This window comes from Thermobacillus composti KWC4, assembly GCF_000227705.2.
GTDB classification, from domain to species: domain Bacteria; phylum Bacillota; class Bacilli; order Paenibacillales; family Paenibacillaceae; genus Thermobacillus; species Thermobacillus xylanilyticus.
Genome location: NC_019898.1, coordinates 1 through 25,406 on the forward strand (window position 1 = coordinate 1; position 25,406 = coordinate 25,406).

The 25,406-nt window shown below is 47.7% G+C and carries 27 protein-coding genes; 2 read left to right on the forward strand and 25 right to left on the reverse strand.

Going from position 1 to position 25,406, the window contains the following annotated elements; genetic code table 11:
* The first annotated feature begins 143 nt into the window (after positions 1 to 143).
* On the forward strand, positions 144 to 1,244 hold the full coding sequence (locus THECO_RS19430; protein WP_015256683.1) for a replication initiation protein: 1,101 nt from the start codon (positions 144 to 146) through the stop codon (positions 1,242 to 1,244).
* A gap of 11 nt (positions 1,245 to 1,255) precedes the next feature.
* Here the strand turns inward: THECO_RS19430 and THECO_RS20790 are convergent, their stop codons facing one another.
* Positions 1,256 to 2,488: a replication initiation protein gene (locus tag THECO_RS20790; protein WP_015256684.1), complete on the reverse strand. Its 1,233-nt coding sequence runs from the start codon at positions 2,486 to 2,488 to the stop codon at positions 1,256 to 1,258.
* A 1,564-nt stretch (positions 2,489 to 4,052) separates the two neighbouring features.
* Here THECO_RS20790 and THECO_RS19440 point away from each other — a divergent pair.
* On the forward strand, positions 4,053 to 5,036 hold the full coding sequence (locus tag THECO_RS19440) for a helix-turn-helix domain-containing protein (RefSeq protein WP_015256685.1): 984 nt from the start codon (positions 4,053 to 4,055) through the stop codon (positions 5,034 to 5,036).
* Between the two features lie 389 nt (positions 5,037 to 5,425).
* On the opposite strand, the gene THECO_RS19445 is transcribed toward THECO_RS19440, so the two are convergent.
* The 24 genes from THECO_RS19445 to radC all read right to left on the reverse strand — a co-directional run bounded on the left by THECO_RS19445 (position 5,426) and on the right by radC (position 25,126).
* The gene (locus tag THECO_RS19445; protein WP_157373755.1) at positions 5,426 to 5,593 is read right to left on the reverse strand and encodes an aspartyl-phosphate phosphatase Spo0E family protein; all 168 of its coding nucleotides are present in this window, start codon (positions 5,591 to 5,593) and stop codon (positions 5,426 to 5,428) included.
* Positions 5,586 to 7,298, reverse strand: a complete 1,713-nt coding sequence (locus THECO_RS20795; protein WP_015256687.1) for an LPD1 domain-containing protein — start codon at positions 7,296 to 7,298, stop codon at positions 5,586 to 5,588. Before THECO_RS20795 ends, THECO_RS19445 begins: the two co-directional genes overlap by 8 nt.
* A 132-nt stretch (positions 7,299 to 7,430) precedes the next feature.
* Complete coding sequence (locus THECO_RS19455) at positions 7,431 to 7,703, reverse strand: hypothetical protein (protein ID WP_015256688.1); 273 nt, start codon at positions 7,701 to 7,703, stop codon at positions 7,431 to 7,433.
* A gap of 27 nt (positions 7,704 to 7,730) precedes the next feature.
* Positions 7,731 to 9,551 (reverse strand): phosphoadenosine phosphosulfate reductase domain-containing protein, encoded by a 1,821-nt coding sequence (locus tag THECO_RS19460; RefSeq protein ID WP_015256689.1) that lies wholly within the window; start codon positions 9,549 to 9,551, stop codon positions 7,731 to 7,733.
* A 712-nt stretch (positions 9,552 to 10,263) separates the two neighbouring features.
* Positions 10,264 to 10,362, reverse strand: coding sequence for a putative holin-like toxin (locus THECO_RS22770; protein WP_015256691.1), 99 nt, complete (start codon positions 10,360 to 10,362; stop codon positions 10,264 to 10,266).
* A 204-nt stretch (positions 10,363 to 10,566) separates the two neighbouring features.
* Positions 10,567 to 11,109, reverse strand: a complete 543-nt coding sequence (locus THECO_RS19465; RefSeq protein WP_157373756.1) for a hypothetical protein — start codon at positions 11,107 to 11,109, stop codon at positions 10,567 to 10,569.
* A 140-nt stretch (positions 11,110 to 11,249) separates the two neighbouring features.
* Positions 11,250 to 12,677, reverse strand: a complete 1,428-nt coding sequence (locus THECO_RS19470; protein ID WP_015256693.1) for a DNA cytosine methyltransferase — start codon at positions 12,675 to 12,677, stop codon at positions 11,250 to 11,252.
* A gap of 67 nt (positions 12,678 to 12,744) precedes the next feature.
* The gene (locus tag THECO_RS19475) at positions 12,745 to 13,407 is read right to left on the reverse strand and encodes a hypothetical protein (RefSeq protein WP_015256694.1); all 663 of its coding nucleotides are present in this window, start codon (positions 13,405 to 13,407) and stop codon (positions 12,745 to 12,747) included.
* A gap of 382 nt (positions 13,408 to 13,789) precedes the next feature.
* Positions 13,790 to 13,960, reverse strand: a complete 171-nt coding sequence (locus THECO_RS21850; RefSeq protein WP_015256695.1) for a hypothetical protein — start codon at positions 13,958 to 13,960, stop codon at positions 13,790 to 13,792.
* A 469-nt stretch (positions 13,961 to 14,429) separates the two neighbouring features.
* Positions 14,430 to 14,717 carry a hypothetical protein gene (locus THECO_RS19480; RefSeq protein ID WP_015256696.1) on the reverse strand — a complete coding sequence of 96 codons (288 nt, stop codon included), beginning with the start codon at positions 14,715 to 14,717 and terminating at the stop codon, positions 14,430 to 14,432.
* A gap of 18 nt (positions 14,718 to 14,735) precedes the next feature.
* Complete coding sequence (locus THECO_RS19485; RefSeq protein WP_015256697.1) at positions 14,736 to 15,425, reverse strand: XF1762 family protein; 690 nt, start codon at positions 15,423 to 15,425, stop codon at positions 14,736 to 14,738.
* A gap of 610 nt (positions 15,426 to 16,035) precedes the next feature.
* Positions 16,036 to 16,260: a hypothetical protein gene (locus THECO_RS19490; protein WP_015256698.1), complete on the reverse strand. Its 225-nt coding sequence runs from the start codon at positions 16,258 to 16,260 to the stop codon at positions 16,036 to 16,038.
* Entirely contained in the window at positions 16,247 to 17,404 is a 1,158-nt protein-coding gene (locus THECO_RS19495) for a hypothetical protein (protein WP_015256699.1), read from the reverse strand. Before THECO_RS19495 ends, THECO_RS19490 begins: the two co-directional genes overlap by 14 nt.
* Positions 17,405 to 17,478: 74 nt before the next feature.
* The gene (locus THECO_RS19500) at positions 17,479 to 18,600 is read right to left on the reverse strand and encodes a hypothetical protein (protein ID WP_015256700.1); all 1,122 of its coding nucleotides are present in this window, start codon (positions 18,598 to 18,600) and stop codon (positions 17,479 to 17,481) included.
* 82 nt (positions 18,601 to 18,682) lie between these two features.
* Positions 18,683 to 19,279 carry a hypothetical protein gene (locus THECO_RS19505; RefSeq protein WP_015256701.1) on the reverse strand — a complete coding sequence of 199 codons (597 nt, stop codon included), beginning with the start codon at positions 19,277 to 19,279 and terminating at the stop codon, positions 18,683 to 18,685.
* On the reverse strand, positions 19,276 to 19,791 hold the full coding sequence (locus tag THECO_RS19510; RefSeq protein ID WP_015256702.1) for a BC1872 family protein: 516 nt from the start codon (positions 19,789 to 19,791) through the stop codon (positions 19,276 to 19,278). The genes THECO_RS19505 and THECO_RS19510 overlap by 4 nt, the downstream gene beginning before the upstream one ends.
* Positions 19,792 to 19,879: 88 nt before the next feature.
* Entirely contained in the window at positions 19,880 to 20,038 is a 159-nt protein-coding gene (locus THECO_RS21860; protein WP_015256703.1) for a hypothetical protein, read from the reverse strand.
* 21 nt (positions 20,039 to 20,059) lie between these two features.
* The gene (locus tag THECO_RS19515) at positions 20,060 to 20,656 is read right to left on the reverse strand and encodes a hypothetical protein (RefSeq protein WP_015256704.1); all 597 of its coding nucleotides are present in this window, start codon (positions 20,654 to 20,656) and stop codon (positions 20,060 to 20,062) included.
* A gap of 3 nt (positions 20,657 to 20,659) precedes the next feature.
* On the reverse strand, positions 20,660 to 21,148 hold the full coding sequence (locus THECO_RS19520) for a hypothetical protein (RefSeq protein WP_015256705.1): 489 nt from the start codon (positions 21,146 to 21,148) through the stop codon (positions 20,660 to 20,662).
* Positions 21,149 to 21,526 (reverse strand): DUF6573 family protein, encoded by a 378-nt coding sequence (locus THECO_RS19525; RefSeq protein ID WP_015256706.1) that lies wholly within the window; start codon positions 21,524 to 21,526, stop codon positions 21,149 to 21,151.
* Position 21,527: 1 nt separating this feature from the next.
* Complete coding sequence (locus THECO_RS19530; RefSeq protein WP_015256707.1) at positions 21,528 to 22,280, reverse strand: hypothetical protein; 753 nt, start codon at positions 22,278 to 22,280, stop codon at positions 21,528 to 21,530.
* Positions 22,281 to 22,293: 13 nt separating this feature from the next.
* Positions 22,294 to 22,785 carry a hypothetical protein gene (locus tag THECO_RS19535; RefSeq protein WP_015256708.1) on the reverse strand — a complete coding sequence of 164 codons (492 nt, stop codon included), beginning with the start codon at positions 22,783 to 22,785 and terminating at the stop codon, positions 22,294 to 22,296.
* 86 nt (positions 22,786 to 22,871) lie between these two features.
* Positions 22,872 to 24,419: an AAA family ATPase gene (locus tag THECO_RS19540; protein ID WP_015256709.1), complete on the reverse strand. Its 1,548-nt coding sequence runs from the start codon at positions 24,417 to 24,419 to the stop codon at positions 22,872 to 22,874.
* Positions 24,416 to 25,126 carry a RadC family protein gene (gene radC / locus THECO_RS19545; RefSeq protein WP_015256710.1) on the reverse strand — a complete coding sequence of 237 codons (711 nt, stop codon included), beginning with the start codon at positions 25,124 to 25,126 and terminating at the stop codon, positions 24,416 to 24,418. The genes THECO_RS19540 and radC overlap by 4 nt, the downstream gene beginning before the upstream one ends.
* Positions 25,127 to 25,406 lie beyond the last annotated feature (280 nt).

Sequence of the window (25,406 nt, forward strand, 5' to 3'; positions counted from 1 at the left end):
CCGAATCCAGGTACGGCGAAGAAAATCATAGCGTTTCATGTAATGATTAAATTATAGCATTATTCTCCGAAGGATAAAAGAGGGGTCATATTAAACGCATTCCGTGCGGTATAATAACAGGAGAAAGTAGGTGAATCCCCGCCGTGTCATCATTTACACAACAGTATTTTGGAACGAATCATTTGTCATTAACAGAGATGAAGGTGTTATTGTGGATATCGGATCACATTCGACACAATTTACACCCCAAGCATCTCTACAAGCTGTCTTTAGTCGATTTTTCCCGGCGCGCCGGCCGTAAATATGTGAAGTACGCCGAGCTCAAAAACGACATCAGCACACTTGCGAAACAGAATGTAACTATAACAACAGGAGCACTATCTTTTGAACTGCCATTGTTTCAACGGATCGTTATCCCGGCTGGCAGCGCTGAATTTACTATCGAGCTAAACCCTGCAGTCGAAGTCATCTTCACTCGCATAAATAAAATCGTAAATACGTCGGAGATCACGAGACTTCTTCGCGTGGAAAGTATTTACACGGCAATTCTGTATATTCTTATCCGGGACCAAATTTGGTCGGGAGAGCAAATCCCGCTTCAACAATTGAGAACACTGATGGGCCTGGAAGATAAATATCCTCGTTATGCGAACCTGAAAGCCCGCGTCTTGTCGCCAGCTATTAAGGAACTGGAACAAAACTTCGGCGTCAAGCTCAAGATGGAGGAAATCACAGAAGGGAAGATGGTAAAGGCCGTAGTCTTTTATGCAACGAGATTAGCGACTCATATCGAATTAAATGTTAATCACGAGTATTTTTATGATGATGTAAAAGCTCTTGCCGCGGACGCTGGAATAGCACTTTCATACAAACAATATTCCAAGTGGATTCGTCACGGGGAATACGCAATTGTGGCTGCCATCGAATATATCCGCCAACGCAACGTTCTTCATCCGATACCGTACATATCAAAATTATTGGACACAGGTTATTTTGGTTTGCCGCTTAATGGATTAACGGTCCATCAATACCAATTCATTTACTACTTCCTTGAAAACTTCCGTGATACCACAGCATTGACTCCTTCTTTTGTGATCGAGCAGAAGTTTATGGAGGAGAGCTCGTCCGTCATGTCGCAGGAAGAAGCTAAACAAGTATGGATTTTGGCAAGAGAAAAAGTGAATAAAGACATTCTTAACTTCATGTCGATAAATAGATCGCGCAAAGCAAGCAGACGAAAATAAAATCACCCTCGTCAATACCGAGGGTGATCCAACAAGTAATCATATAGTTCTCTGGCATAAGGGTGTTCAAAATCCACTGTATCGAGCGGCCTCAAGTTTTTGTTTTGCCGCTTCTCAATTGTAGTTTCAATTTCATCGACAATTTTCTGCGCCATTTCTTGCTTTAAGCGCCTTTCATCCGCATTTGAACTCAACCTGATTTGTTCATGATATCTTTCGATCAAGGAATTGATGCGTGCATTCAACTGTGGTATCGATGTTTCAAAATCAAGATCGTCTTCCTCTTCGTAGTCACTGCTGGTGTTCACGTAATCTTCACGGATCGCTTTCACGATGTATCCGCTTATATTGTCGATGTTTACGTCCTGTTTCTTTTCATAAACGTAACGGATATTGGCCAACACACGATCTTCGCCATATGTATTAATTAATTCCTTCGCCGTTGTGCTTCGTACCCCAAAACGTGTCAGTAAATTATATGCGGAGTCATCTTCAAATACCGGGTCGTTCGACGACTGGAGTTTCTTTCTGTTGTTCTGTTTTATGTAGCAAGTAATTGAAACTACTTTTTGTCCAACTTTGATTTCATCAAAATCGAACATAATATCCGTCTTTTCGGCCAGTTCTTCCTGCGCTCTTAGAAGCACACGTTGTTTGAAGTGGCCGTAATGTGTGAGCTTGTCCTTTTCAATTTCGAGCAAATGTCTCAATTGTTCGATAGTAAATCGCTTTTTACCGAAGCTAAGGTATCTCTTCAGAATTTCATATAAACGAATAGAGTATTTACTCTTTAGGACAAGAACATTGGACAACTTGTAATATGTAAAGTTCTTCTTTAACTTTAACAGATACGGCTTCAGCTGCGGCGAAAATTCCAGTTCAACCAAGCCCTTGCGGTGATGATATCTTGATGCAGACAACCAGTTTACTACCAAATCGGACTCGCCGCCATTTTCTCGAATGACGAGCTGCTTGCGCTGCAAGCCAACAACCACATCGCGGATTTTCTTATAATAATTTTTTTCCTGTATGTCCAAGATTTCCGCCAACTCTTTGACCCTTAAAAAGTGAGTTTTGAAATCCTCGTCCTCGGGTTGAATCAGCGAAATCAAGGTGTAAATTATCCTCATTTCTTGCAGATCAAGGCTCAGAGGCATTTCGATTAGAACGTTTGACTTGGTGACAATATAATCCGGCGAAAGATGACTTGGCTCCAAGTCAAACTCAAGTTGTTCTACTACCAATCTCGACACCCCCTATTCCTATTTTCCAATATAAACTTCATGCAATTAAATTTCCACTCCTAAATATGTGACCGTTGACTCCTCTTTTTGTGACAGCTAAAACGTTTCCAAAAACTCTACTGTTCGGATTGCTGTCACAAAAAAAGGAGTTATTCGGGATAGTGTTGTCTTAAAATATGGTGACAAAGTAAGATAAATCCAGAATAACCCGCCATCTGGACCGATCCGTCACATTTTGAGGAGCAAAATCAGCGCCTCCCATCACAAAAAAGGGAGTAACATTGCCATATCTCGGTGGCTGTCACATAAAGAGGAGCTTTTCTCCCTCTCCTGCCACGCTATTGAGCCGACCCGTCACATTTCGGGGAGTCATTTAATCTCATTCCCCTTGTTAACCGTCACAAAAAAAGGAGTATTTGCGGCAGATCATAACCGTTAATGGACCGACCTGTCACACATAAAGGAGTATGATAGTTCTCTACCTGGGCAGTTGTCACAAAAAGTGGAGTAATTGGGGTTCTCAAAAAGCCTCACAAATACTCCCCTTTTTGTGACGCAGCCTGGGAAGCGGGATTCTTACTCCTCAAAATGTGACGGCGGCGCCGCGAAAACTCCCCTTTTTGTGATTGGTAACGATGGAATGAAGCCGATAGTTACTCTTTGAAATGTGACGGCTCTGATGATATCGGATGGGGGAATGGAGGAAACTCCTCTTTTTGTGACAGCAGCTGGTTCTTTAGCGCCTATGAACCGGCCCGTCACAAAAAAAGGAGTCTACAACCTGTCACAAAGTAAGGAGTTCAACATCTACCTACTGGCGTAACGGCTTAAAGTCACAAAAAAAGGACTGTTAACGCGGTTCTGCGACCTCAATGGATCGCCCCGTCGTCACATGTTAAGGATTAAACCAACCCTCCACCCGGGCAGTTGTCACAAAAAGTGGAGTTATTATTCTTCCTAGCTGTCACAAAAAAAGGAGTTAGATAGTCTTTTTGCCGCCCAAATTAATGCTGAGCATCAAACGAAATAAATTAACGGTAACAAATTGGGTGATTTTCGTTAAAACTAACTCCTCAATATGTGACAGACTGACTCCCTAAGCTGTGACTATCCACACCTTTTTTTGTGACTGAGAACTCCTCGATCTGTGACGGCTAAACCCCTACAAATGTGACGATCTACTCCCCTTTTTGTGACGGCCAGGCACAGATTGGCTATATATATCAATGCTTATGCGATACGGTAAACAATTATTCATTGTAAAACATTAAAAATATAAAAATAGATTATATAAAACAAACATTGCGGACGATGAAGACAATAATTCTTAACTGTCACAAAAAGAGGAGTGGATGAACGTAATAGTAATATATTAATATATATATAACAATCGATATTTTTATAGGCAAAAAATAAAGCCCCCCGATTCAGAACCCAACTAAATGTTACCAGCCGCCAAGCACGGACATTAGTTGGATACGCAGGGACTTCACTCATCTAGTCTACCACAAAATGAAGTGATGAGTCCACTCTCCTGGGGCGATTTTGCAAAGGAGAATGGGTAGTGATCGATAAAAACTTAAAGGGAACACATCACAGATTGCTGTATTATCGTAATCGTTACATTGAAGATGAAGCGGTATTACGTATGGTTGGCGACAACGAGCAAACATACATGAAAAAAGAGAATGAAAGAATTTATGTTCCGGAAGAAGAAGTCCGTAGATTTTCTTTAGACAAGCATGGCCAACCTATCCCCTATGTCGATGGGCATGTAACCATTATCAGCAATTATGTGTACGATTACTGGGGACATTTTCTTTCCGATTCTGGCGTGGCTCTCTATGGCCATTTGAAACGCTATTGCTATGGGGATCGTGACTACTGTTGGCCTGACCTCAAGTTAATAGGACAAAAAATGAATCGCAGCCGAAACACACTGAAAAAAATATTGGGCACATTAGAGAAGTACGGATTCGTATTTATGTTCTATGTCCAAAATGCGGACAAAAACAACATGGAGGAAAGCCCTCTTTTCAAAGTTAGAAAAAAAGTACCGTTTCTCCCCCAAGAACTATATGAACAGCTGCCGACCGAATTGAAATTGGATCATGATCGTTACATGCAGCAAATAGTAGAGACTTTCAACCAAAACCTCACTCTCGACACCAAATTGGACTACAACGAAATATATGAGGACGTCCTTCAAAAAGGAAAGGTTGTCCGCAAACAAAAATCGACACTCGAATTGGAGAAAGAATTACAAATCAAGCGGAAAATCTATGAAAAAGAAGCCAGCGAACAAGACCGTAATATTTGGGCTGCAGTTCTAAAAAACTTGGAGCATAAATTATCGAAACCTTCCTTCGATACTTGGTTTCGAGGAACATTCTGTATTAAGCGCAACCATACATACGTCATCTGCACCCCTAATACATTCGTAAAGGAATGGGTTCAATCGAGATACAACGACCTTGTGTATCGAACATTGCGGCAACATGACCCGAATTTTGTCGAATTGAAATATGAGGCACTCGACGGAAGATGATAAAACCTTCCGTCTTTTTTTGGTTATCGATCGCTTTTCATAAACTGACAAGCAGACTATAGAAAATTGAAAGGCTGCCTATCAAAAATAGATAAGCGGCCTATAAAAATTTCATAGGCGTCGCTTCTCAAAAATTGAAAGGCGACATATCCACAGATTTACCGCCTTTCAAAATTTGAAAAGCGGCTTATCAAAAATTGATAGGCGAAAAACGCCTTTCAAACTTTGAAAGACCCCCTATCCAGGATTAAAAGCCCGTCTATCAAATTTTGACTGACCCTCTCTCAACATTTGAAACCAAATAATTAAGTATCTAAGAATTACTCATTAAGCAAAGAAACCAAATCAAAACAACCAAGCAATTCCTATTATTATAAAAAAACAAGCGGCTAATTCGCCGCTTGTCTTTTCATCATCATAAATTTATTAAGCAAGTCGTCCAACTCTTGCGACTTACTCAATACAACCGGGGAACCCAATCCATATTTCCTGCCTGCTTCGTTTAGTTCGTTCCGTTTACGTTCGATCGCGGATTCAATTCTTTCTTTCTTATCCATGCGGATGCCCCCCATTTTTCCAGAGTCGGATTTCAGAGAGAATCCCTGAATCAAGTATCGATTTCCACCAGTTCCGGAAAGATTGGTTTATATTTAACCGTTCTTCTCCATATGGATAAGGGCCGTCAATGCAACGGGTGCCACTAACCAGGTAGGAGTTTGTCATCCCGCGATCAACAAGCTCATCTTCGATCCACGCTTCGAACGCCCGCGCAAACAATTCGTGATCGCGTTTCCAGTAGGCGCCACGCCGTTTTGCATCGAGATAAAACGAACTTTCATCCGTGGGAATTAAAAACTCCTTTGGTACTTCTCTACCCTCTTCCAAGAGCATGTTGCAATAATAAATCCCAATGTCTTTCCAGGTTTTCTGATTGATTCTGTACCTGCCTTTCAGGGCAGCCAGCGCTTTGTTGATGTCGTATCCGTTATCAATAAGGCTTTTCGTCACACCATCAACATAGCGTCCGGAAGGACGAGGAAGCGGATCGGTTACCGCTATCCGGAGAAACCCTTTCCCGCTTTTTATCGCCTTCATCAGCAATTTGAAAGCCCGGGATACCTCGGCCGGGAGAAATTCGCCGGGTTCGTTCCCGGATAAAAACGCCCGCTTCCCATTGGTAAACCGATGGGAATACGAGTAAAGGTTGCAATCAAGAGCATGAGCCCATTCGTGGCACAAAGCGCCACCACCATTGATTTTTGTTAAGTTAATGACGTTTGTAGCCGGTTCGAAATGGGCTGCAGCGGATCCGGAGCCGCGGGCACCAAACGCGATGCCGAGCAATCCATAGAAGGAAACGCTCAGCCGGTTAAGTCCCAAGACGGAAGATAAATCGGCAAAAGCGTTACCCGCGCATAGAACATGATATCTGCCGGCAGCATCTTCGACCCAATTGCCGAACTGAATGCCGCGGAAGCCGTATTCATTGATCAAGTCTTCCGGCTTGTTGACACCGGATGGCTCGATCGAATGCCTCACGACTTCTTCCGGAACCATTCTCTCCCATCGTTCGACGTTCTCGGACCGCTTTGTCTCACCGCGCTTTCTTTCTTCTGCCCACGCCCAGTTTTTCGCTTCATCCGAATAAAAGGCCCGCTCAAAAATTTTATGGTAGCCCGGTTTTCCCCTTCCCGACTTCGGAATAAACAGGGATATAAACCGCTCACCAAGCGATAACCAGAACCGGTATTCCAGCAACTCAGTATCCGATTTGGCCTTGTAATGGAGCGTGGACAGAAAAGCGTTCCTGATGTATTGGCGCAACTGATCGATTGCTGCCCGAAACATTTCCTCCGTTCGGGCCTCCGATAGAATCGTGCGCAATTGGTTGACAGCCTGGATGAAATACTCTCTTTGCTGTGCATTATCATCCGGCCGCTGGCATACACGATCCCACATAAGTTTAACGGCATAAGCCGCTTCGGAGGAAAAACCATCATCCCTCAAGCGCTTCGGATCAAAGTCGGAAAGCAGCTCGTCCTTGCAGACCAACTTGAATGCCTGCGCCGGATCCATCTCGATTGCTTCGCGCCACTCTTTTGAGAATTTAGCCGCAGAAAAGTGCTTTCGTGCTCCCTTCAATTCTTCGCCGCAGTCGTAAGCATATTTTTTCCTTCCCGCTCCAGCCATTACGTCATTTGTCGAATTTATTTCGCTGGATTGATTAGGAAAGTAGTCGAAAAGATTCAGCTGCTCCACCATAATTCGAATTACCCTCCATAGCCCCCCGTACCAAGGCGGGGGGGGGTAAATTTCTCACGCTCCGCCTTGGCCGGAGTAAAGCCTATGGATGTCGATCCCTGACGGTGATCTTAGACAAATTCCTCTTCAAGCTCAAATAACCGTCCTATGCTCGTTCAATGAAGCTTGGGCCAAAGAGTAACCTTCTGCCGCCTCATTTGCTTTCCGAGATTCGAGATGGCGAAGATACAGAATATCTTCATGGATTTGTCTCATCACGACGTACATGTCGTTTGCCGCGGCCAAGTTGACCAGGCAAGCTAAATGACCAATGGCTTTATCGAGAGAATAAATCCCCTTCTCATAGTTACATTTGGCCGTCTCTCTTCCGGAAACAATAAACCATAGGACGTCATTCCGATTCATTTGAAATACCCCTTTCTTCTTTTCCTATTAGCCCACAAGTGACTCTTGGGTCAGAATTCGTTGAATCGCCTTGGCGTCTTCGGGAGTTACTTGGTCTACACCGGTCCCGAACGGGTCGAAAATCGGATGACACAAAACCCCTCTGAATCCAGGACGAAAATCCAAGAGTGCGTAAATCGCTTCCCTAAAACGCTCTGTGACCGGAAAGCCTTCGAGAGTTTCCCTCTGGAGAACCATCTGATACGCGGTCAAAATCTCGTTTTTTCGCCATTCGATTTGAAGCCTTGCCATCGCCTGCAGTAGATGAGTCCTGCAATCGATCGTCAAGTCTCCAATTCCGCTGCCGATTTTCGACTTGCCGATGCGCTGAAATCCGGTCATGCCGCCGTACCTGATGTCTTGACCAATCGCCTTGAGAATGGCCCGGAAACGGTAATACTTCTCGTACTCGGGGAACGTTTTAATCAGATTTCCCATGCTTTTGTCATTCGAAATCGTACACAAATAACATCCCATCCGAGCAGATTTTCCGCATTGCATCATCGCCTCGTTGTCGTTCACGACAGCGGCACCGAGCGGACATTCACTGCCGGCTGCATTACCGTAGAACGCCAATAACTCCGTGTTCCGGGCCCCTTTCCACGGCGCCCGATTGAACGCAAGATATGTGACAACTTCTTGCTTTGTCCAATCGCGGATCGGGCTGGCCGTTCGAATGTTACCTACCGGGTGATGGCCGTAGAAATCCTCCCCGAAGTGCTTGTTTAAGCTGCGATTTCGTTCCGTGCTTTCATTGTCGCGGGTACCCATCACAAGGCAAGTATCTTCGGGGCCCTCCGCCAGAAAAACAGCTTCAAGAAATTCGCGCGCCGGTTCGATTTTTAGCCGGCGCACGCAATACTTGAACGTGACGGACGGCGCTTGATACCCCTTGCCAATAATGCAAACCAGGAGGGTATTGTCCTCTTTGGGCTCGACAATGTGGTATTCTATCCACGGAAACGACTTGCAGAGAGCATCCCGAAGCTCGTGAATGATCTTCTTTACGCCGGGATTTTCAACAAGCGTGTCTGCAGAGATGACCATAATGCGCTTCGAAGGATCCGGATTTTTTATGGCGTGCTCAATCATCAATTGCAGCACAAGACGAGAATCAACCCCGCCAGAATTGAGCAGTCCGATCCAGGAGTGTTCGTCATAAATTTTTTTAATCCGCGCCCGCGTAATTGCGAGCAGTTCGTCGTCCACTTTTTCCAAAAGGTCTAAGGACTCCCCCTCAATGACCCTGCCCCTCTCCCGCGGCGATTCCATCACTTCCACAATGAAATCCAGGCATGGTTGGAACCGGTCTTGCGGAAAAGGGATTGGCACCTTTTTGGCGCCATACGGCGGAATCTGCTTTTGCATATACAGCTCCACAAGCAGGGAACACGAAGGATGGAAACACCATATTTGGAACTTGTGTTTCGGGCTCATATAGTGCCAGTCCCTACCGTCATCGAGCCAAGCATCAACAAACGCTTGTACCGGAACGTAGAGACGGAACCCGATTTCCTCCAAAAACGAAAAAAGCGCCCCAGGTACGGAATCGCGCCGAAAAATATGATGCCAGGCCACCCAACTGTCCGGGGGAATACAATCCTCCTGCGGCTGTTCATCGATGAAATGGTGTACGGCATAATAAAGACCGTTGAAAAATACAGCCGACCAATCGCGAACAACCCCATGAAACCGAAACCCGGTTCTCTCCAAGTAATCCCATACATCCGCGACAAGGTTGCAGTAATTGCGTAGCCGATCGCCGACGGCAACCTTGTGCTTGTTCTCCACAAACTCGTATCGATCCATCGTTTCAATTTCCTCCTCCTTGGACACTAAAACTTTCATTCCAAAACCTGATTCCATGATAGTAACCGACGTAGCCGCTATCTTCCCATAAGACCATGAGTAATTCGCTGGAATCATGGAGATGGAGTTCATCCGGTGTGCAGAGATAGTATTCAGCGTATGTCTTCCCCTCCCCGACGTGGAGACATTCAAATCGAGCGCCGCTAGTCGTGTACAAATATTGGGGAAGATACGTGATTTTCTCTGCCGACTGCGATACCAAGTTCTCATTGCCACCTTTGTTTTGCATATTTTTCCTCCTTTTTGGACATAAAAAAAGAAGGTACGAAAAAAGCATACGAATTCCGTATGCTCTCGAACCTTCCAAAATACTGCCCTTTATTTAAGCTGCTTTCCCTGCAGCGCCCCTTCTTTGCCGAATCAGTGAACGGCAAAGAAAATTTATGGTAATTCGTAATGAGTTTATTATATCATGAATACTTGAATAAAATAAAGGGAGAGCACAAGCGAAAGACATCGGCATTGCGATCAGACACGCAACATGATATGATTATGGTAAAGAAATTTGGCAATAAATAAAGGAAGCCCGGAGCGGGCACTCTGGGCTTCCTTCCGGCAGATGCCGGCCGCACAACCTCTTTCTTGGGTGGGGCACGGTACTCTCCGGATTATTAAAGGGAGGAGTAACCGCTACCTTTTGCGCAGGGGGCGGTTACTTTCTTTTTCCGACATGGCTGAAAATGAAACTCAGCAGCGTCAGCACAAAGGTGCCAAACGCTAGCATGACCATTATCGTTTGGAAAGTATCCATGTGCCATCCCTCCTTGCTGATGACGTGTTTAGTCAATCAGCCGGGTCATCTGCCGATGACCGGAGAGATGTTCCCCACGCAAGTACCACCACGAACACCCTAAAGTCTTCGGGTGATTTGAAGTTGTGCGAATCTATTATACCATTCCAAATAGACTTGTTTCCAGTCAATAGAAATATTAGTTCGGGATCGTTCGCACAATCCTTAACCTCTCTCAAATTGGTACGGAATCGCATCCCCTCGTTTCGCTTCCGCCAACTTCACCAGCTCCCCTTGAAGCCAGTCAAACCACTCGCTGTGCGACCGATCCAAGCCAAACTCATGTTTTCCGTTGATTCGGTACTCATGGATTTCTCCAGACAGTTTCGCCCGAAGTAGATAAAACCATTTAGGCTCGTATATGACCGAAAGTTTATCGGCCCAGCAAAGCTTGCTCGGGGGGATGCCAAGCTGCCTGGCATAGTGTCGGCTATGATAGAGCACTAAGTCGCCATATTCTTGACCAAGGAGCCATCTGGCAATCCTCGCACCCGTTTCAGGGTGCCGCCGGCCTTCCGGTCCGTCCATATTCGGCGAATTCCAATATCCCCAATCATGGATGATGATGCAGATGAATTCGCGCCAATTCGGGCGCCCATATAAACTTTTCCAAGCTCTATAAACCGTATAGGGGTGCCACAAGAATTGGTGTACACCAAAAATCAAGCTTCGACTCCCCATTGGAAAGCATTTTTGAAGCCATTTCACGAAAACTCCCTCCGATACGAACAAATGTTCCGATCTACTCATTATACAAACAAGTGTGTTGTTTTTCAAACCTTAACTTCAGTGATGCTGAAATAAAAAAGGGCGGCATTAACCGCCCTCCTACAAATTCGTAAGGAAATTCATATCAGAAACCCAATCTGGCCTCCATTATCCATCGTCAAGTTAAACGGGAGATCCCGCTCCCGCTTCGCCTGTGTTTGTTTGGCATAACGCCGAAAAAACATCGTGGCGATTTCGTTCGCAAAGGCACGAATCACACGTCCGCATACCGATTGGCCGATCATTTCATAGATCCGGTAAACCGGGATATGCTTAGGAAACTCAAACCAATCCGGTATTTCAAAAATGCGCCGAAGTTCACTCACAGACAAGAACCGCCATTTTGTCTGATCTTCATTCAGCACATAGGAGTTGCTGGCACTATGCGAACGATACCGACGAGGAATGCACTGCAGCTGAGTACAAGTATCCGGATCCACAAACGTCTTCTCAATGCTCCGATCTGCCCACGAATTGTTCTTTTCCGCTTTGGATTGAAAACTGGCCATCCACTTGTCGAGAGGCTTCCATTCATGCTCGGTACCTTTCGGGTCGAGATACTCTTTCAGCTTTTTGCGGCGGAAAGCCGGCGGTTCAGGAATACGAAACGATTCAAAGTCCTCCCGCTCCCGCATGCATAAAGCATAAGACCGATCGCGCTTGGCGATGCTTCCGAAATGATAGCTGTCAATTCGTATCGGTCCAACCCAATAGGGATAATCAGTAGAAAGCAGCTCCCGCAAGTCTTTGAACGGGCGCGAATTGTAGAACGATGGCACGTTCTCAAAGAAGATGACGCGGGGCTCTGCGCTTTTCAGTATCTTGAAGCTGCCGAGAATAACATTATCGAAATATCCTTCTCCGCCGTCGCCTAACGTCGAACTTTCGGTGCAGCTAAGCGTGACGAACGCAACGTCCGCTTTCGCGGTAATGTGACAATCCCGCAGGTCGCCGTTAAACAAATACGAGTGAGGAAAGTTGTGCTTCAAAACGGACGCGCTATCTTCTTCGATTTCGACCTCCATAACGGCGGTATATGCCTGGGTATCACAAAATATAGCTGTACCTATCCCAGCGCCCGCACAAAGCGACAGGAGCGAAATGCGTTGGTCTGACGGCGCTTCAAACGACTCCTCTTCGAACAAGCGGTAGCGCAGCGGTCGTACAATGACTTGGGAATACCCGTCGTGACGATAAACGCTGATTTCGATTTTATCCTGGACGCATAGTACCGATGTGTACCGGACGCCGCAGGTGTCCACCAAAGGCCGAGGCTCCCCGCTAATTCGGTTCACTCTTGAAGATACGTGAATCTCGTGAACGTCCCCTTCTTCTTCGAAAGGCTTGTTTTGAATGACGATTGTTTTCTCGTCTTCGTCAACCCGAACGAACAAATCCTCTCCCGGCTTGAACTGGGCTGTTTCGCATACAAGATGCTGCAGCCACAACCGCGGCGCCGAGTGTTTTTTACTTACGGTATAAACCTTTTGCAGAAGCAGTTTTGCCATAAAGTTTCCTCGCACGGAGCGGGGGACCCCCCCATCGTGCGAGGATGTCCCTCCTTCCGTAAAAATTTTATATGGCCAACTGAAGGGCGATATCTCCTGTAAAATCATCCCACGACTTTTCCGCATCCAGAAGAACTTCGATTGCTGTCCACCCATAGCGTTTTTCAAATTCACGGAGCGCCCACATGACCGTAACTTTCTCCCTCTCAATGTGATTCCCAACTTCTTTAACCATCAGCTGATACACATTTTGAAATTGGGTAAGATCGGGAGCTGGAAACGCACGCACCAATGAACGCAAAAACGTTCCGTGCTTGTGGTCGTATATCCGAAGTTTGTTGAAATAGACAATGTCATAAATGTGTGGCGCCACAAACTCTGAAAAGTCACTCAAGTGATACGCGGCGAGGTTGGGAAACGCCCGAAGGTATGCGACAATGTCTTCGATACATTTGTCAGGCTTATCGATTCTCTTCAACTCGTCCAGCAAAGCCAATCGAAAGACAATTGTTTGGACTTCCGAGTTCTCGGACAACTTGCCTTTTTCGTCGAACAGTACAAAACTGACGGAAAGGCAATCGGCCCATTTCTTCAGTTTGCATTCACCCAACCAATCCACGCGCTTGACTTCGACCGAGTAAAGGATATTCTCCTCCATCTCGGATAAGCGGATATCCTCGATCGGCGACATCATAGACTTTTCATCGTTCCAATACGTAACCATTGACATGATCCTATTACCTCCATAATCGCCTCCCCGCTGCACCAGGGAGGCAATGTTTTATCCCTGTGCAGAGGGGAGACATTCAAATGGGGTACCGATCCTACCTGGGAGTTAACGACCCGCTCCAAAAATTTCTTCTGCGATCCCTTGACAACAAAGCGCGACGTTCAACGCTTTTCAAGTCCCGGGCAATTCTGCGGAGTGTAGCCAATACGTCCTCCAAAGGTTCGATTTTTGCAGCTCTCAACATAAGGGAGTTTAATGCCAGTTGCTGCTTAGCCTGCTCTTCTTGTGCTGCCCAAACATGAACCAAATCTTTTTGGTCAAATTGGCGCAAATACGTCGGTGCATATTTGCCTTTGGTGTAGACGCTTCCCCCACCGTCAGTCTAGTGAAACAAATACACCCCACCAACACTAGCCGGCACAATTTGTTTCGTAAACACATGAATGGTTGAGGGGTTGCCCGCTTCAGCCCAATAAAAGACACGCTTACCTTTGTCGTTCACCCTTATGCCGGCATACACATACTCAATCGGCCGAATATTTTTATCTTCCATTCGCCCCTCCTTGCAAACGCATTTTTATTCGTTAACGTTCAATGAATGCCGTCAATTAATCAGTCAGGTCGGCCGGGTCAAAATCGCAAAAATCGCATGTATCGCATCTTGCGGCGACGTCGTACCCACTACGACTGCGTTCTTCTGGATCGTAAGGGACAGGCGACAATATTGCTTCGACTTCTCGTCTTTCGACCGTAACCGTACCTATCTGACATTGCAGACATGGCTTTCTTTCAACAACTTTCCATTCTCCATATCTGGCCATGACTGGCCTTCCCTCCTTTTTTACACGTAAAAGCGCGCAACATTCACTTCAATCTCTCAGCGCAATCCGTGCAATAGTGTCGAATTCCAAATTTCGTATGGATCGAATACTTTGTCGCTTGGCAGACAATTCTCCCTTTTTGAATGCACCCGAGACAAGGTATAAGGGCCTTTAGTCCAGCCTTTCAGCCTTTGCATGAACCTACCCCCTTAAAACGTACTCGTCGCCAACCTTTTTGCGAAGCTGTTGGGCGATTTCATCAGGGGTACAGAAAACATAATCAATATCGGAATCAAACAATATTGATCCATTCTCCTTATTTAACCCCTCGATTTTTGCCCGAACTTCGTTCATGGTTTCCGGAGTAACGAAGAAGAAAAACTTTGTATCAAGCCTTCTCCATGGAATATCTAAGCCCCTCAACCGAGCTTCGATCTCCTCCGGGGGTAAAAACCACGACTTGAAGTACAGATTCTTAATGCCCTCCATAGTTAATCTCCTTTCGTATTAGGCTCCTGAAATCGGCAAAACCCAAACCTTTTTCCGTCCGGTCGGATGCTTGTCCACCCTCGGCCGTTTTGCGGTGTTCCAGCTTCCGCCGCAGCTGATTTTATGCAGGCGGAAACCGGCAGCGCGCAGCGAAGCGCCGGGCTCATCCTCCAAAGTGTAGGTGACAAGAGCACGGTATCCCATTTCTCGGGCGATCCGTCTGGCGGAAGCATAGAGTTTGCTGCATGAATGAATGTAAGACCTCAACACGCACAAACGAGTCACTTCCAAGACGTATCCATCGTCCATGTGCCTGGAAACGGGTCTGCCGGCCGTGAGAACGCCAACGAGCTTCTCGCCATTACTGATACCTAGCGCAAATTTCATGCCTTGGGGGGCAAGATGATGCCTGTGATGCTTGTTTATGAACTCGCATGCCTCCCGGAATGTAATCGGCGTCGGGATCGTTTCGAAGCGGGTGTACTGGGGATAAAACTGCTCCATGTAACGGACGGCTTCCCTTCTGCTTCGAGCCGAATCCCAAAGTACATCAAACCCTTCCTCAAGCAAATCCCAACGGATGGAATCTGCAGCACCAAGCTCTGCGTCAGAATGAACCGTGTACACACTGAGACGCTCGTTCACAAACACCCAAAACCAACCTGGCTCGATTACCTGCCTTGTTTTTGCAGGCCGATCCGAAATCAATGCGTAAAACCTCCTTTGTTTGGCACAAAAAAAGAAGACGCAAAAAAAAAGGCATACGTTACCCGCATACCTTTTGCGTCTCCTTCAACTGTACCTTATTTATTCGCTGCCAAAGCAGCCCCCTTCCCTGCCGAATTGCAACGGCAAGGAAAAATTATAATTGATACGTAATGGTTTTATTATAGCGCATGTCGAAAGTACCTGTAAATATTGGACGTTTCCAACAAGCCTACAGAAAGAAGAAAGACCGCCGCAGCGGTGTCAGCTGGGCGGCTGTTCCATTATGATCGGAGCTGAAACCCGCTCCTCGGTATAAGGAGAAAGAACTTTGCCGTTCTTTATCAACGGCACCACCCCGCTTCTGCTCATTCTCCATTCTTCCTCGGTTGACTTGACTTCCTATTGATTCTCTCAACATCGCGCATGATTTTCTCACGTTTATCTTTTGATGTGGGAAAAGCATTTTCGCCTAATCGGAACTTACCACGAATGACCTTGCTATTTTTAGCTTTCACTGCTATCTACCCCTCAATGGTAATAGCAGCATTATTGACGAATCTATGAAAATTAAACGTAAAAGGAGCCTTGATAGGCCCCTTTTCCGCTACTATTATGCTTTCGCTGCAAGGGTTACAAGCCTATTAAGGCTCTCTTCTTGCTTCAAAAGTAATTCATCCAAGTTTTCACGCAGTTCCTTGGTGCGGACCTGGTTGATCTCTACGATAGTCCATGCGCGCAAACTTTCTTCTTGGATGCGGCCGATATCTTTCGTTATTGCCAGCAACCGTTCATTACTGGCTTTAAGACGATTGTTCAAACGTCTATTTTGCAACATGGCGCTGTGCCTCCCTGGTTAAAAGCCCTCGTTCATCCAAATGCATGCATATACCCTTAATATAGCGGTACATCTCTTTCATCTCTATTATATCATCCATATCCTCAATTGTAGAGTCATAGTGAAAATTATAGATCAATGTTCTCCCGGATGGCAAGTCGATCCAATAACTTGCCACCGTCCTCCCTTCTCGGTCGCTGGTTGCATATTCGATCGTATTTTCTCCATGAACCAACTTCACCGAAGAGTAATGCGCGTAAGCGGGATCGTTAATGTCTATAATTTTCGGCGTCTCGGTTGTCCCCTGTTCGCAAAGCCGAATCAGCTTGGGTTCCACCAATTCAAACAAAGAAAAGTCAGTGACTACTCTAAGGTCCGAAGTGTTGAATAGTGGATCGCTGGAACGAAGACGGTATATCGTGCTGATTGCGGAATTAAATCCATCTTCATTTACCTTAGCTAACCGTTGCAGCTGTTCGATTTTACGATTCAACAGCCTAACCATTGTTTCGGTTTTTTTCAGGCTGCGATCTCTTTCATCCAGGCTTTTCTTGAGATCCTCAACCATTTCCCGCCATTGCCGTTGAATTTCTTTATGCTCGGCAATCACTGAATCTAAGCCATTTTCTTTATACAATAGCTTTACCCACTCATGGGCCGTCCGGAATGTGTACTTATGCTCTCTAAAGTAAGCAAGGAACATATAGTATTCCTGTCTCCTGAAGAGCTTGTACGCATTGGAATTAAAATAAGGATCGCCCATGGAAAGCATGCGATTCAGGTTAGCATACAACGACATTACGAGAGAAATAACAATTACCCCATAAGCTAAGACTGACTGCCAGAAGGTTAGCTGCAGGTTTAAAACGCTTGGGACACCGAAAATCCCGGCCAATGCAGCATATGTAACCCAAGTTTGCCACCGGCTTGAGAAGATGTCGATGACCTTATTTACGCTGTCCTCCGGCATTTTCTTGTAATTCGTCCCGATCAACGAACGAAATAACCAAATCCCGACCCATCCTTCGGCTTCATTAAACCGGTTGCGACCTTTTAATAGGAGCGGGTCGAAGTTCCTTTCTAATGTTTCGAGCCAACTGAGCAGCTCTACACGATCCAGTTGATCCTTTTGCTCCCCGGGCAAGGCAGTACCTCCCTTGGTCTGAAATCTATCATATTGTAACACAGGAAAGTAACCCCAAGTCTACCTATTTGGGCTTAACAAGGCGGCAACATCGAGATATCGATTTGCAGCTCACTGTACCTGTCTTCAAGCGCCGCAAGCGTACGCACGTTGAAAGCCAACGCTTCTTCATTTGACATCCATTTCGGAGCGGGATATTCCCCGGCGATCGAAATGAGCTTTCGAAAGATGCGCCCATTGAGCCACGTACTTGCATCGGCCGAAAACCAGTTGTGGCGAAGCAGAAGATCCGTTGCGCCAAGACCGAGAGCATGAAAGTTTGCTCGGTCCCCAAAACGCTGAAAAATGGCGTCAAACACTGCTTCCCGCTTCTGCCGACTTACAAATCGACTGCCACCAATCGCGATTACTTCATGCTCGGCATCCACGAGTTCCTGCAGAAGATCGAGCGAATTTTGAACGTGCCAAATCGGAATCGGTTTTTTCCTGACAACGCGCTCCAAATACTCAAAATTCCGCTTCGTAACCTCGGGATCGCCGATCTTGTCCAAGGTGAAGTATTGATAAATCACATCGGAATGGCGCATCACGAATTGCGCGTAATCCTCCACCGTGATTGGTTTGATCCGCTTGCCCTTTAGCTCGGCATTGTACCGGCTGAATTCACCCGAGTCCAAAACACACTTTAGACCCAGTTCCAGCAGTTTTTGTTTCCAGCGCTCTGCAGTATCGAACCGAATATCATGGTAGTTGAGAAGAACGAAACGTCCTCCGTTCTCGCTCACAAACCTCATATCGTTCCGCCCCTTGCTAAGACCGCTGAAAATGAACCGTAGCCCGCGGAGGGTAAGACGGACCGCACCTTTCTTTGTGTGCATGACCTTACAAATATCGGCCATGATCGCTTTGATAAGCGCCGCGAGAGCGCTGGAGAACGAGTTGATTTTGATCAGCTCTTTCAGCGTCACGACCCGCCGATAAAACAGAATAGCCAGCGCCTTCCGCAACCGGTCCCTCGGAATGCGGTTTGCAGCCCTGCTTTTTTCTGTGGTCACATACACATATTTCTCCGTCACTTTTTGGATGGTATTGGGCCTCTTCTCTTTGACGGTATGCAGTGTGTACCCCTGCTTCCCGTACTTCCGGAAAAAGGCCCGCTCCTTCTCTGCAGCCTTAAAGTAAAAATGCGGATCCATGTGCACGCCCAAATGACCAAATGGGGGAAGCCCCCAAATGTCAAGGGCTCCCCTCCTCCTTGTTTATCATGTATCCTCCGGTTTAACGCTTGCTACCGTATCGGTTCAAGATTTGTAAACAGGCTTTGCAGTTCACACGCCCATCTTCAAGCCTGTCCACATGCTTGAGCCAACCCGGATCACGCGTACACAGAAAATCACCGGATTTTCGATACAATTTTCCAATCGAAATCGTCTCTTCCAAGACGACATGATAGACTGATCGCTTGTTCCGACCGTCACCCCACGAATTCTCCAGCAAGCCGGACCGAACCGACTTCTGCCCAATTGTGAACCTCGCCGGAAAACCGAAAGACAAATTGAACTTCCGATTTTCCTCACGCCGGCGCTCGTACTCCGCTTTCTCTCGAATCGCACGATCGGCCGCTTCTTTCGCCCGAAGCGCCTCCGCGCAGTCCCAATCTTCTTTGCGCATAAACTCAAAGAACCTGCGAAGCCGAACGTAGACGATTTCTCCAGGCACAAAAATCGGGGATGGAACCGTGAATCGAACGCCCTGAAGAATAACCGTTTTGGCATCTTCTGCAATCGACTCATGCTTATCCCCATGCCGGAGGGCATTAAAGACACGTGGGTCCAAAAACTCTGGAGCGGTCAAACGGCGCCACTCAGAACTCATGGCCGGGCACCCCCCGCCAAGCAACGCTGGTCGTTATCTTTATTCTCTCCCTGGGATAAAGCCTGTTCATTCAGTTTTGCGGCCACCGCATCCGTTATGATGATGGATGCCCTACAAATGGCAAGTTCCGGAGTCGGACCTGCGCTGATGAACGTGTCCAAGAAGCAAACCTCCCAAAACACTCCGCTTCCGGATTCACACGGAATCAAGCTCGTTTTGTCAGGAACTAGGATGTAATCGAAAACTATGAACGCGGAAGCAATCCTCTCGGCAGGCCGGAAATCGGCAATTTTGAAAAAGTTAGACGTGTGGGTAATGTAAAAGGCCGAAGTCGGCGTATTCGGGTACCATCCCATCACATGAGTCGCGATAAAGCGATTCCGTTCATCCGGCGTCATTTCATTGAACTTTTTGATCAACGGCTCGGCGGATGTACGCGACATAATGATATCCGTTCTCGTCAAAGACTTGAGAGCAGCGGAGCGGGTTGCCTCAAAATCATGATTGTTCATAATTACACCCTGTCCGCATGTGCCGGGAGGATTCCCGTTTCATGCGAATCAGGGCTTCCTCCCTTCACTTTGGACTATGAAATACCCTTCACGATGACAAGCGAGTTGCTTTTCCGCTCCGAAGGGCTGCATCGAGCTTTTCCCTCGGCAATCGAAACGCATACTCGCCATCGATGGAGTACACAACCGGCACTCCGTCATACAGGCCAATGACTTCGTAATTCCAACCTTCGTAGATGAGCCTCATTTGGCACCCCTCCCGCTTCGCTTAATCCTGATCCGTTCTCATGCCGAATGGGGTGTCGTAGCAGGATGTGCAAAGATGATACTTGACCTTCGGCTCCTCCCCGGGCACCGGATCGTGATAGATCGGCACAAAACCCTCGGCTTCCGTTGTGAAGCAGGAGTAGCATTGCACCATGTCACCCGCTCCCGCGGAAGCGGGATTGGGAGAAGGTTGGGCCGGGAATATATAGAGGGCCGGCAGCTCACCGCGGCCCCCGCACGTTTCGCAAGCCGGATTCGCCTTTCCGATTCGAGAGCAATCGGGGCAGGCGACAACCCTTCCTTCCAGAAGCGACCGCAAGTGTCCCCGCAGTACATCCAAATCGGAAAACGCTTGTTCGACTGCAGGACTCGGATGCTCGCTTTCTCCCCACGCTTCATCCATTTCATTGATGAGACGCAAGACAAGTCGGAGGCGTGCTTCCAATGCGGAGACAACCGGAGAGACGTCCATTTGCGAGATTTTGCGGATGACCTCTGCGGCCTCGGCGTCGCCTTCCCCCGCCAGCCTGTACACGAAGTCGTGCAGCAGATCAAACTGCTTCTGCCACGAGAGAATGTCGGTCATTTGAGTGCCCATGCATTAACCCTCCAAAATGAATTTGTTTTTAATCCGTCCTGGTTCGTAGGTGGGCTTTGTAACGGTTTGTCTGGCAGCCTTCCTGTTCTCGATACAAACCATCACGTCTTGACCGTATGATTCGGCCGATATTTGCCCCCATTTCAAACCGGAAAATTGACGTTCAAGCTTCAGCTTCAGCGCTTCCGCTTCCCAACGATACACAAGACGGGACTCCTCACACACGAAGCGCTTATAATACCAGCCGCCGTTTTCCCTGCCCCCGAAACCGCGGGTGATCGTATAAACGTTCACCCATTGGAAAATGAACAGGAGCGGGATGTTGTAAACGAGCCACTTCAAGACGCGAATTACCCAGGAGGGAACAAAGTCCCTCCGGGGTTGCGGAACATGACCCGTTCTCGGCGCACGCGCGTTGGTTGCAGCGCGGGCAGCTTCCTCTTTTTCCAATTGCTCCAGATACTCGAAAATGTCAATTTGCTCGACTCTCATTCAATCCTCCGACGGCAGCATGATCGTAATAACCGGCTCCATGTTGTCACCGGGCCCGCACACGGCTTTCAATCGCACAAGCTTCTGGCGCCCCTCCTCGGTTGCGATAAATTCGAACGGAACCGTGCTGCCGTTGCCGCCGCGTTTAATGGCGACAAACAGCATCCACAGGCAGTCCCACAACCGTCCGGAAGTGCTTTCGCCAAGCGATTCTGCCGCGTTGTCAGGAACGATGATTTGCCAAACGGAACTTGTGACGGCAACCGGAAACTTAAAGCCCATTTCCTTTGCCGTATCGGTCACGTCTACCAAAACGCCGTCCTGGATCGCTTGAGCGCGTGTGTACGAGTAAATGACATCGCCGAAATAACCGTTCATATTACCAACCTCTTTCTTGATAAATATTTTTATCCAAAGGCGGTAGCTCCAGGCGGCGAAGCGCTTCATCCCGACCGTAGAACTTGATATAGTTGCACCAAACGGCCGGGATTTGCGGGTCAAGACGGTTATCCGCCTTTGCCTTATCAAAACCTTCCTGTGTCCACCATTGGTTCTCCAAATCAGCCCGAAACTGGCTTCCATACATGCAGCTCACGCGGGTCGAAGACCACTTGTTTTTTTTCAAGTCGAACAAATTGCAGGCGACGTACCACCGATCGTCCCGGTACCGGTAAAACAGAACGCTGTGACAAAGTTGAGTGGGATTCGGGCGGTACTGATAATTCGCAAGCAAAATGTCTTCGTCCGGGAGTTTCAATTGGGGCGGAATACGGGACGTAAGATCGTTGTCGATGGCCGGCGTATAGACTTTCGGGGCCTGCGGCACCCAATAAATCGCGTCAGCCACTTTGCCCTTGACCTTCACGCACCAAAGCTGTACAAGCGTTTCATGCAAAAGGTCGCGGCAAACGACATCCCGAATGGTCTTCTTGCGCCACATATCGTAGAACTCTTCGCCCTTTCGGATCAGCTCGCGTACCTGGGCTTCCGCTTTAACATCACCGGCATAGCCGGTTTCGTTTCTACGGGCAAAACTGACCGATTGAAACTCGCGGTAGTAATCCTCGACACTGACGGACTGCCTCTCCATTTCCTCCAAAAAGTCGAACATGTCCAGCTGAACGTTGCTCACTGCAGCACCGCCTTTACAACGTAAAGCGAAGCGGGACTGTTCGATTCACGCGGCGAATCAAGCGCGCGAATTGCCACTCGTTCTCATTACGTTTCCGGTAGTTGGCCAAATTGCAGAGGATCAGCAAGTAATTCGATAAGCGAACAAACCAGCGCTTGCCCCACCTTTGCTTTACCGGTACTTCGGAATACCCGCTCCGTGCGTAAAACCCTTGAAGTGTGCTCGTGATGGCGAAAAGCTCCGCATCGGGTTGACGTTGCCTGAACCTGCGAATCGCGTCTTCCCGCATGGCGAAAAACTTTTCCGGCCTGGCATAATAAAAACCGAATGCCGGATGGCAATGCAGCTCGAACTCTCCGGATCGTTTCCGGCTGACAATGTAATACCGGTTCAGGTATCGGCCGGTGGTTTTGGCTCGGAGAGCGACGAGAACAGACGCGAGCGGCAAAGCCATCACGACCGTCATCGAGACAATCAAGGCCACCGCGATAATACCAATAAGCATCCATCCAACCTCCCTATTTCCGTGTAAAACAGAAATAGGGAAACAAGCGGTCTACACCGCCCGTCTCCCTATTACCAACCTGGCCATCATGCGACGATTTCAGTTTTGAGTGGAGCACGTTTGACGACCGTCGCCACAAAATATTGCGTCTGAGGTTCATCAAACTCTTCCACCGATTCGGCGTTGTCGATATACACCGGGTACGATATGCCTTTCACCCGGTTCAACAAGCCGGCGAGCTCGATGGAGCAGCGTATTTTCTCCGATGTGGACAGCGACTTGTACTCGGTGCCGTTGTAGAGAATCGTAAAATCGAGGGTCATTTCGCCCGTCGTTTGCGCATACTTGAAAAGGCGAATTTCCGCCTTGTTCAAGAACGAATTTACGAACTCCACCTGCGTTTCCGCGTACTGGAGCATGAAGTTGCGGACCGCCTGCATGTCGGCCAGCTTCTCGTCCCGCTCCGCCACCGTTTCATCGCAGATTTTATACTGCAGGCTCAAATCCTCGGCCATCTTCAACTTCGATTTCCGTTCCGCTTGGAGAGATTGGAGTTTTTCGATTTCGGCTTGAAGCGCCTGCATCTTCTTCCCCTTCTCCTTGTAGAACTCGGCAATGAAGTTGGTGTTCTCGTTGCTGAGGCGCATGATTTCCTCATTCAACGCATGGCCTTCTTCCTTCAAGGCTTCGCACTCCTGCTGAATCGCCACAAGTTTCGCCCTGCGCTTGTCCAATTCGGCAACGGCTTCGTCGGCCGAAAACTCATGGCCGCATTCGGGGCACTTGTCACCGACCTGTGGCAAGGGCAATGACTTGATCCGCATAAATTCCGCTTTTCGTTCGTCGTAACGCGCCCGAAGCTGTGCTTTCTTTTCCTGAAGGGGTTGGAGGTTATGTTGGAATGGCTGGCTGCCGCCTTCCATAAGGTCGGAAAGCTGTTTTTTGAGGGTTTGCAGCTTCCGCTCATCATCCTCAAACACCTTCATCGGAATGTCCAGCATGCTGTTTATCCGCAGGTACTCAATCTTCCCTTGGATGTTTTCGAGCGACGTTTCCAGCTCCTTTATTTCGCTTCGCAGATTTCGTAAAGTCGATTCCGGATTGATCATGTCGATCTTTTCGATGCGCGCCTGATCGTCTTCGTTCAGCTTGGCAATGACTTCGGCGTGATCCAATTCCGGCATCATCGCCACCAGCATGTTCCGCGCTTTGGTCGGTTCCAATGCCGCCATGTTGCCGAAATAACCGGGAACAAAAATGCTGAGGAACAACTCCATTCGACCAAGCAGTGCATCAAAATCGACTTGTTTCGCTTCATGACCATTGATGAAAAGCTCCGTCGTTTTGCCCTTGCGGATCCGGCAGAAGTTGAAGCGGGTCGAAACGCCATCTTTCGACAACTCGACCCCGACCACAACTTTGGTTTCCTTGGTGGACGGATTTTTGAGCCGGTCAAAAACGCCTTTGGTGTTGCCGGCCAAGTCGCATCCGTAGAAACACCAGGTAATCGCTTCGGCAATCGTCGTTTTGCCCTTCCCGTTCCCTCCGCTGATGTGGTTGATTTGTCCGAAATCGAAGGAACGTTTGTTCTTGTGAAGCTTGAATCCGGAAATTTCCGCGTACACAATTTTCATTCCTGCGTATATCCTCCCTTCTCCTGGCTCTTTTCGGGCATGTACCCCAGCTCTTTCATACTTGAGTAGCCGGGATTGCCGATGATCACATGATCCATTACTTCGATTCCCACGAGTTCTCCGACTTCGAAAAGCCGGCGCGTTATCGCGATGTCCTCGGGAGATGGACACGGATCACCGGACGGGTGGTTGTGCGCAAACACAACCGATGCCGCTCCACGACGTATCGCTGCCTTGAAAACTTCTCGCGGATGAACGAGAGCGGCATTTAAGGTACCAACGGAGATAGTTTCCCGACCGATCACCTTGTTTTTGGTGTTGAGGAAAATGCATACAAAATGCTCACGGTCGAGATGCTGCAAATCCCACAGCAAGCTTTTGACATCTTCGGGGGATCGAATCTTAACATTGTCACTGAGTCTTCGATTAACCCGACGCGCCAATTCAAAAACTGCCATGAGATGAAAGCTCTGCCTTTCATTCAAACCGAACATTACGGAAAGCTCGAACTCGGATAGACTCGCCAGGTAAGGCCAATCTTTTTGGAGCAGCTCTTCCGCCAGATTGGATAGAGAGCGGTTTCGGATCAGCGGCTCCAATACCAAGAGGAGCAATTCCTTGTCCGACAGGCAGCCAACGCCTCCCCATCGATAATAGGTACCTTTCGCCTCATTCACGGCGATAGCGTTCAATTCGGATACAGACATTTCGAATGACCTCCGATCGTGGCGAAGGGCATAGCCGTCGTAAATCACGACAACTATGCCCCTGACGCAACGGTTTATTTCCACCTGTTCAATCGAACAACACGAGGCCCAAAACTTCAGCTTCGGGAAAGCAGTTTGCCGATAACCGTGCACTGTTTCAACTTTTGACGGGTTTCGAGCAAACGTTGGACCTTCATCAATTGAACTTTACTCATGTTTATACGCCCATACCATTCGCACGGGAGAGCCCCGCGCATGTAATGGCAGAGGGGCTACCTCC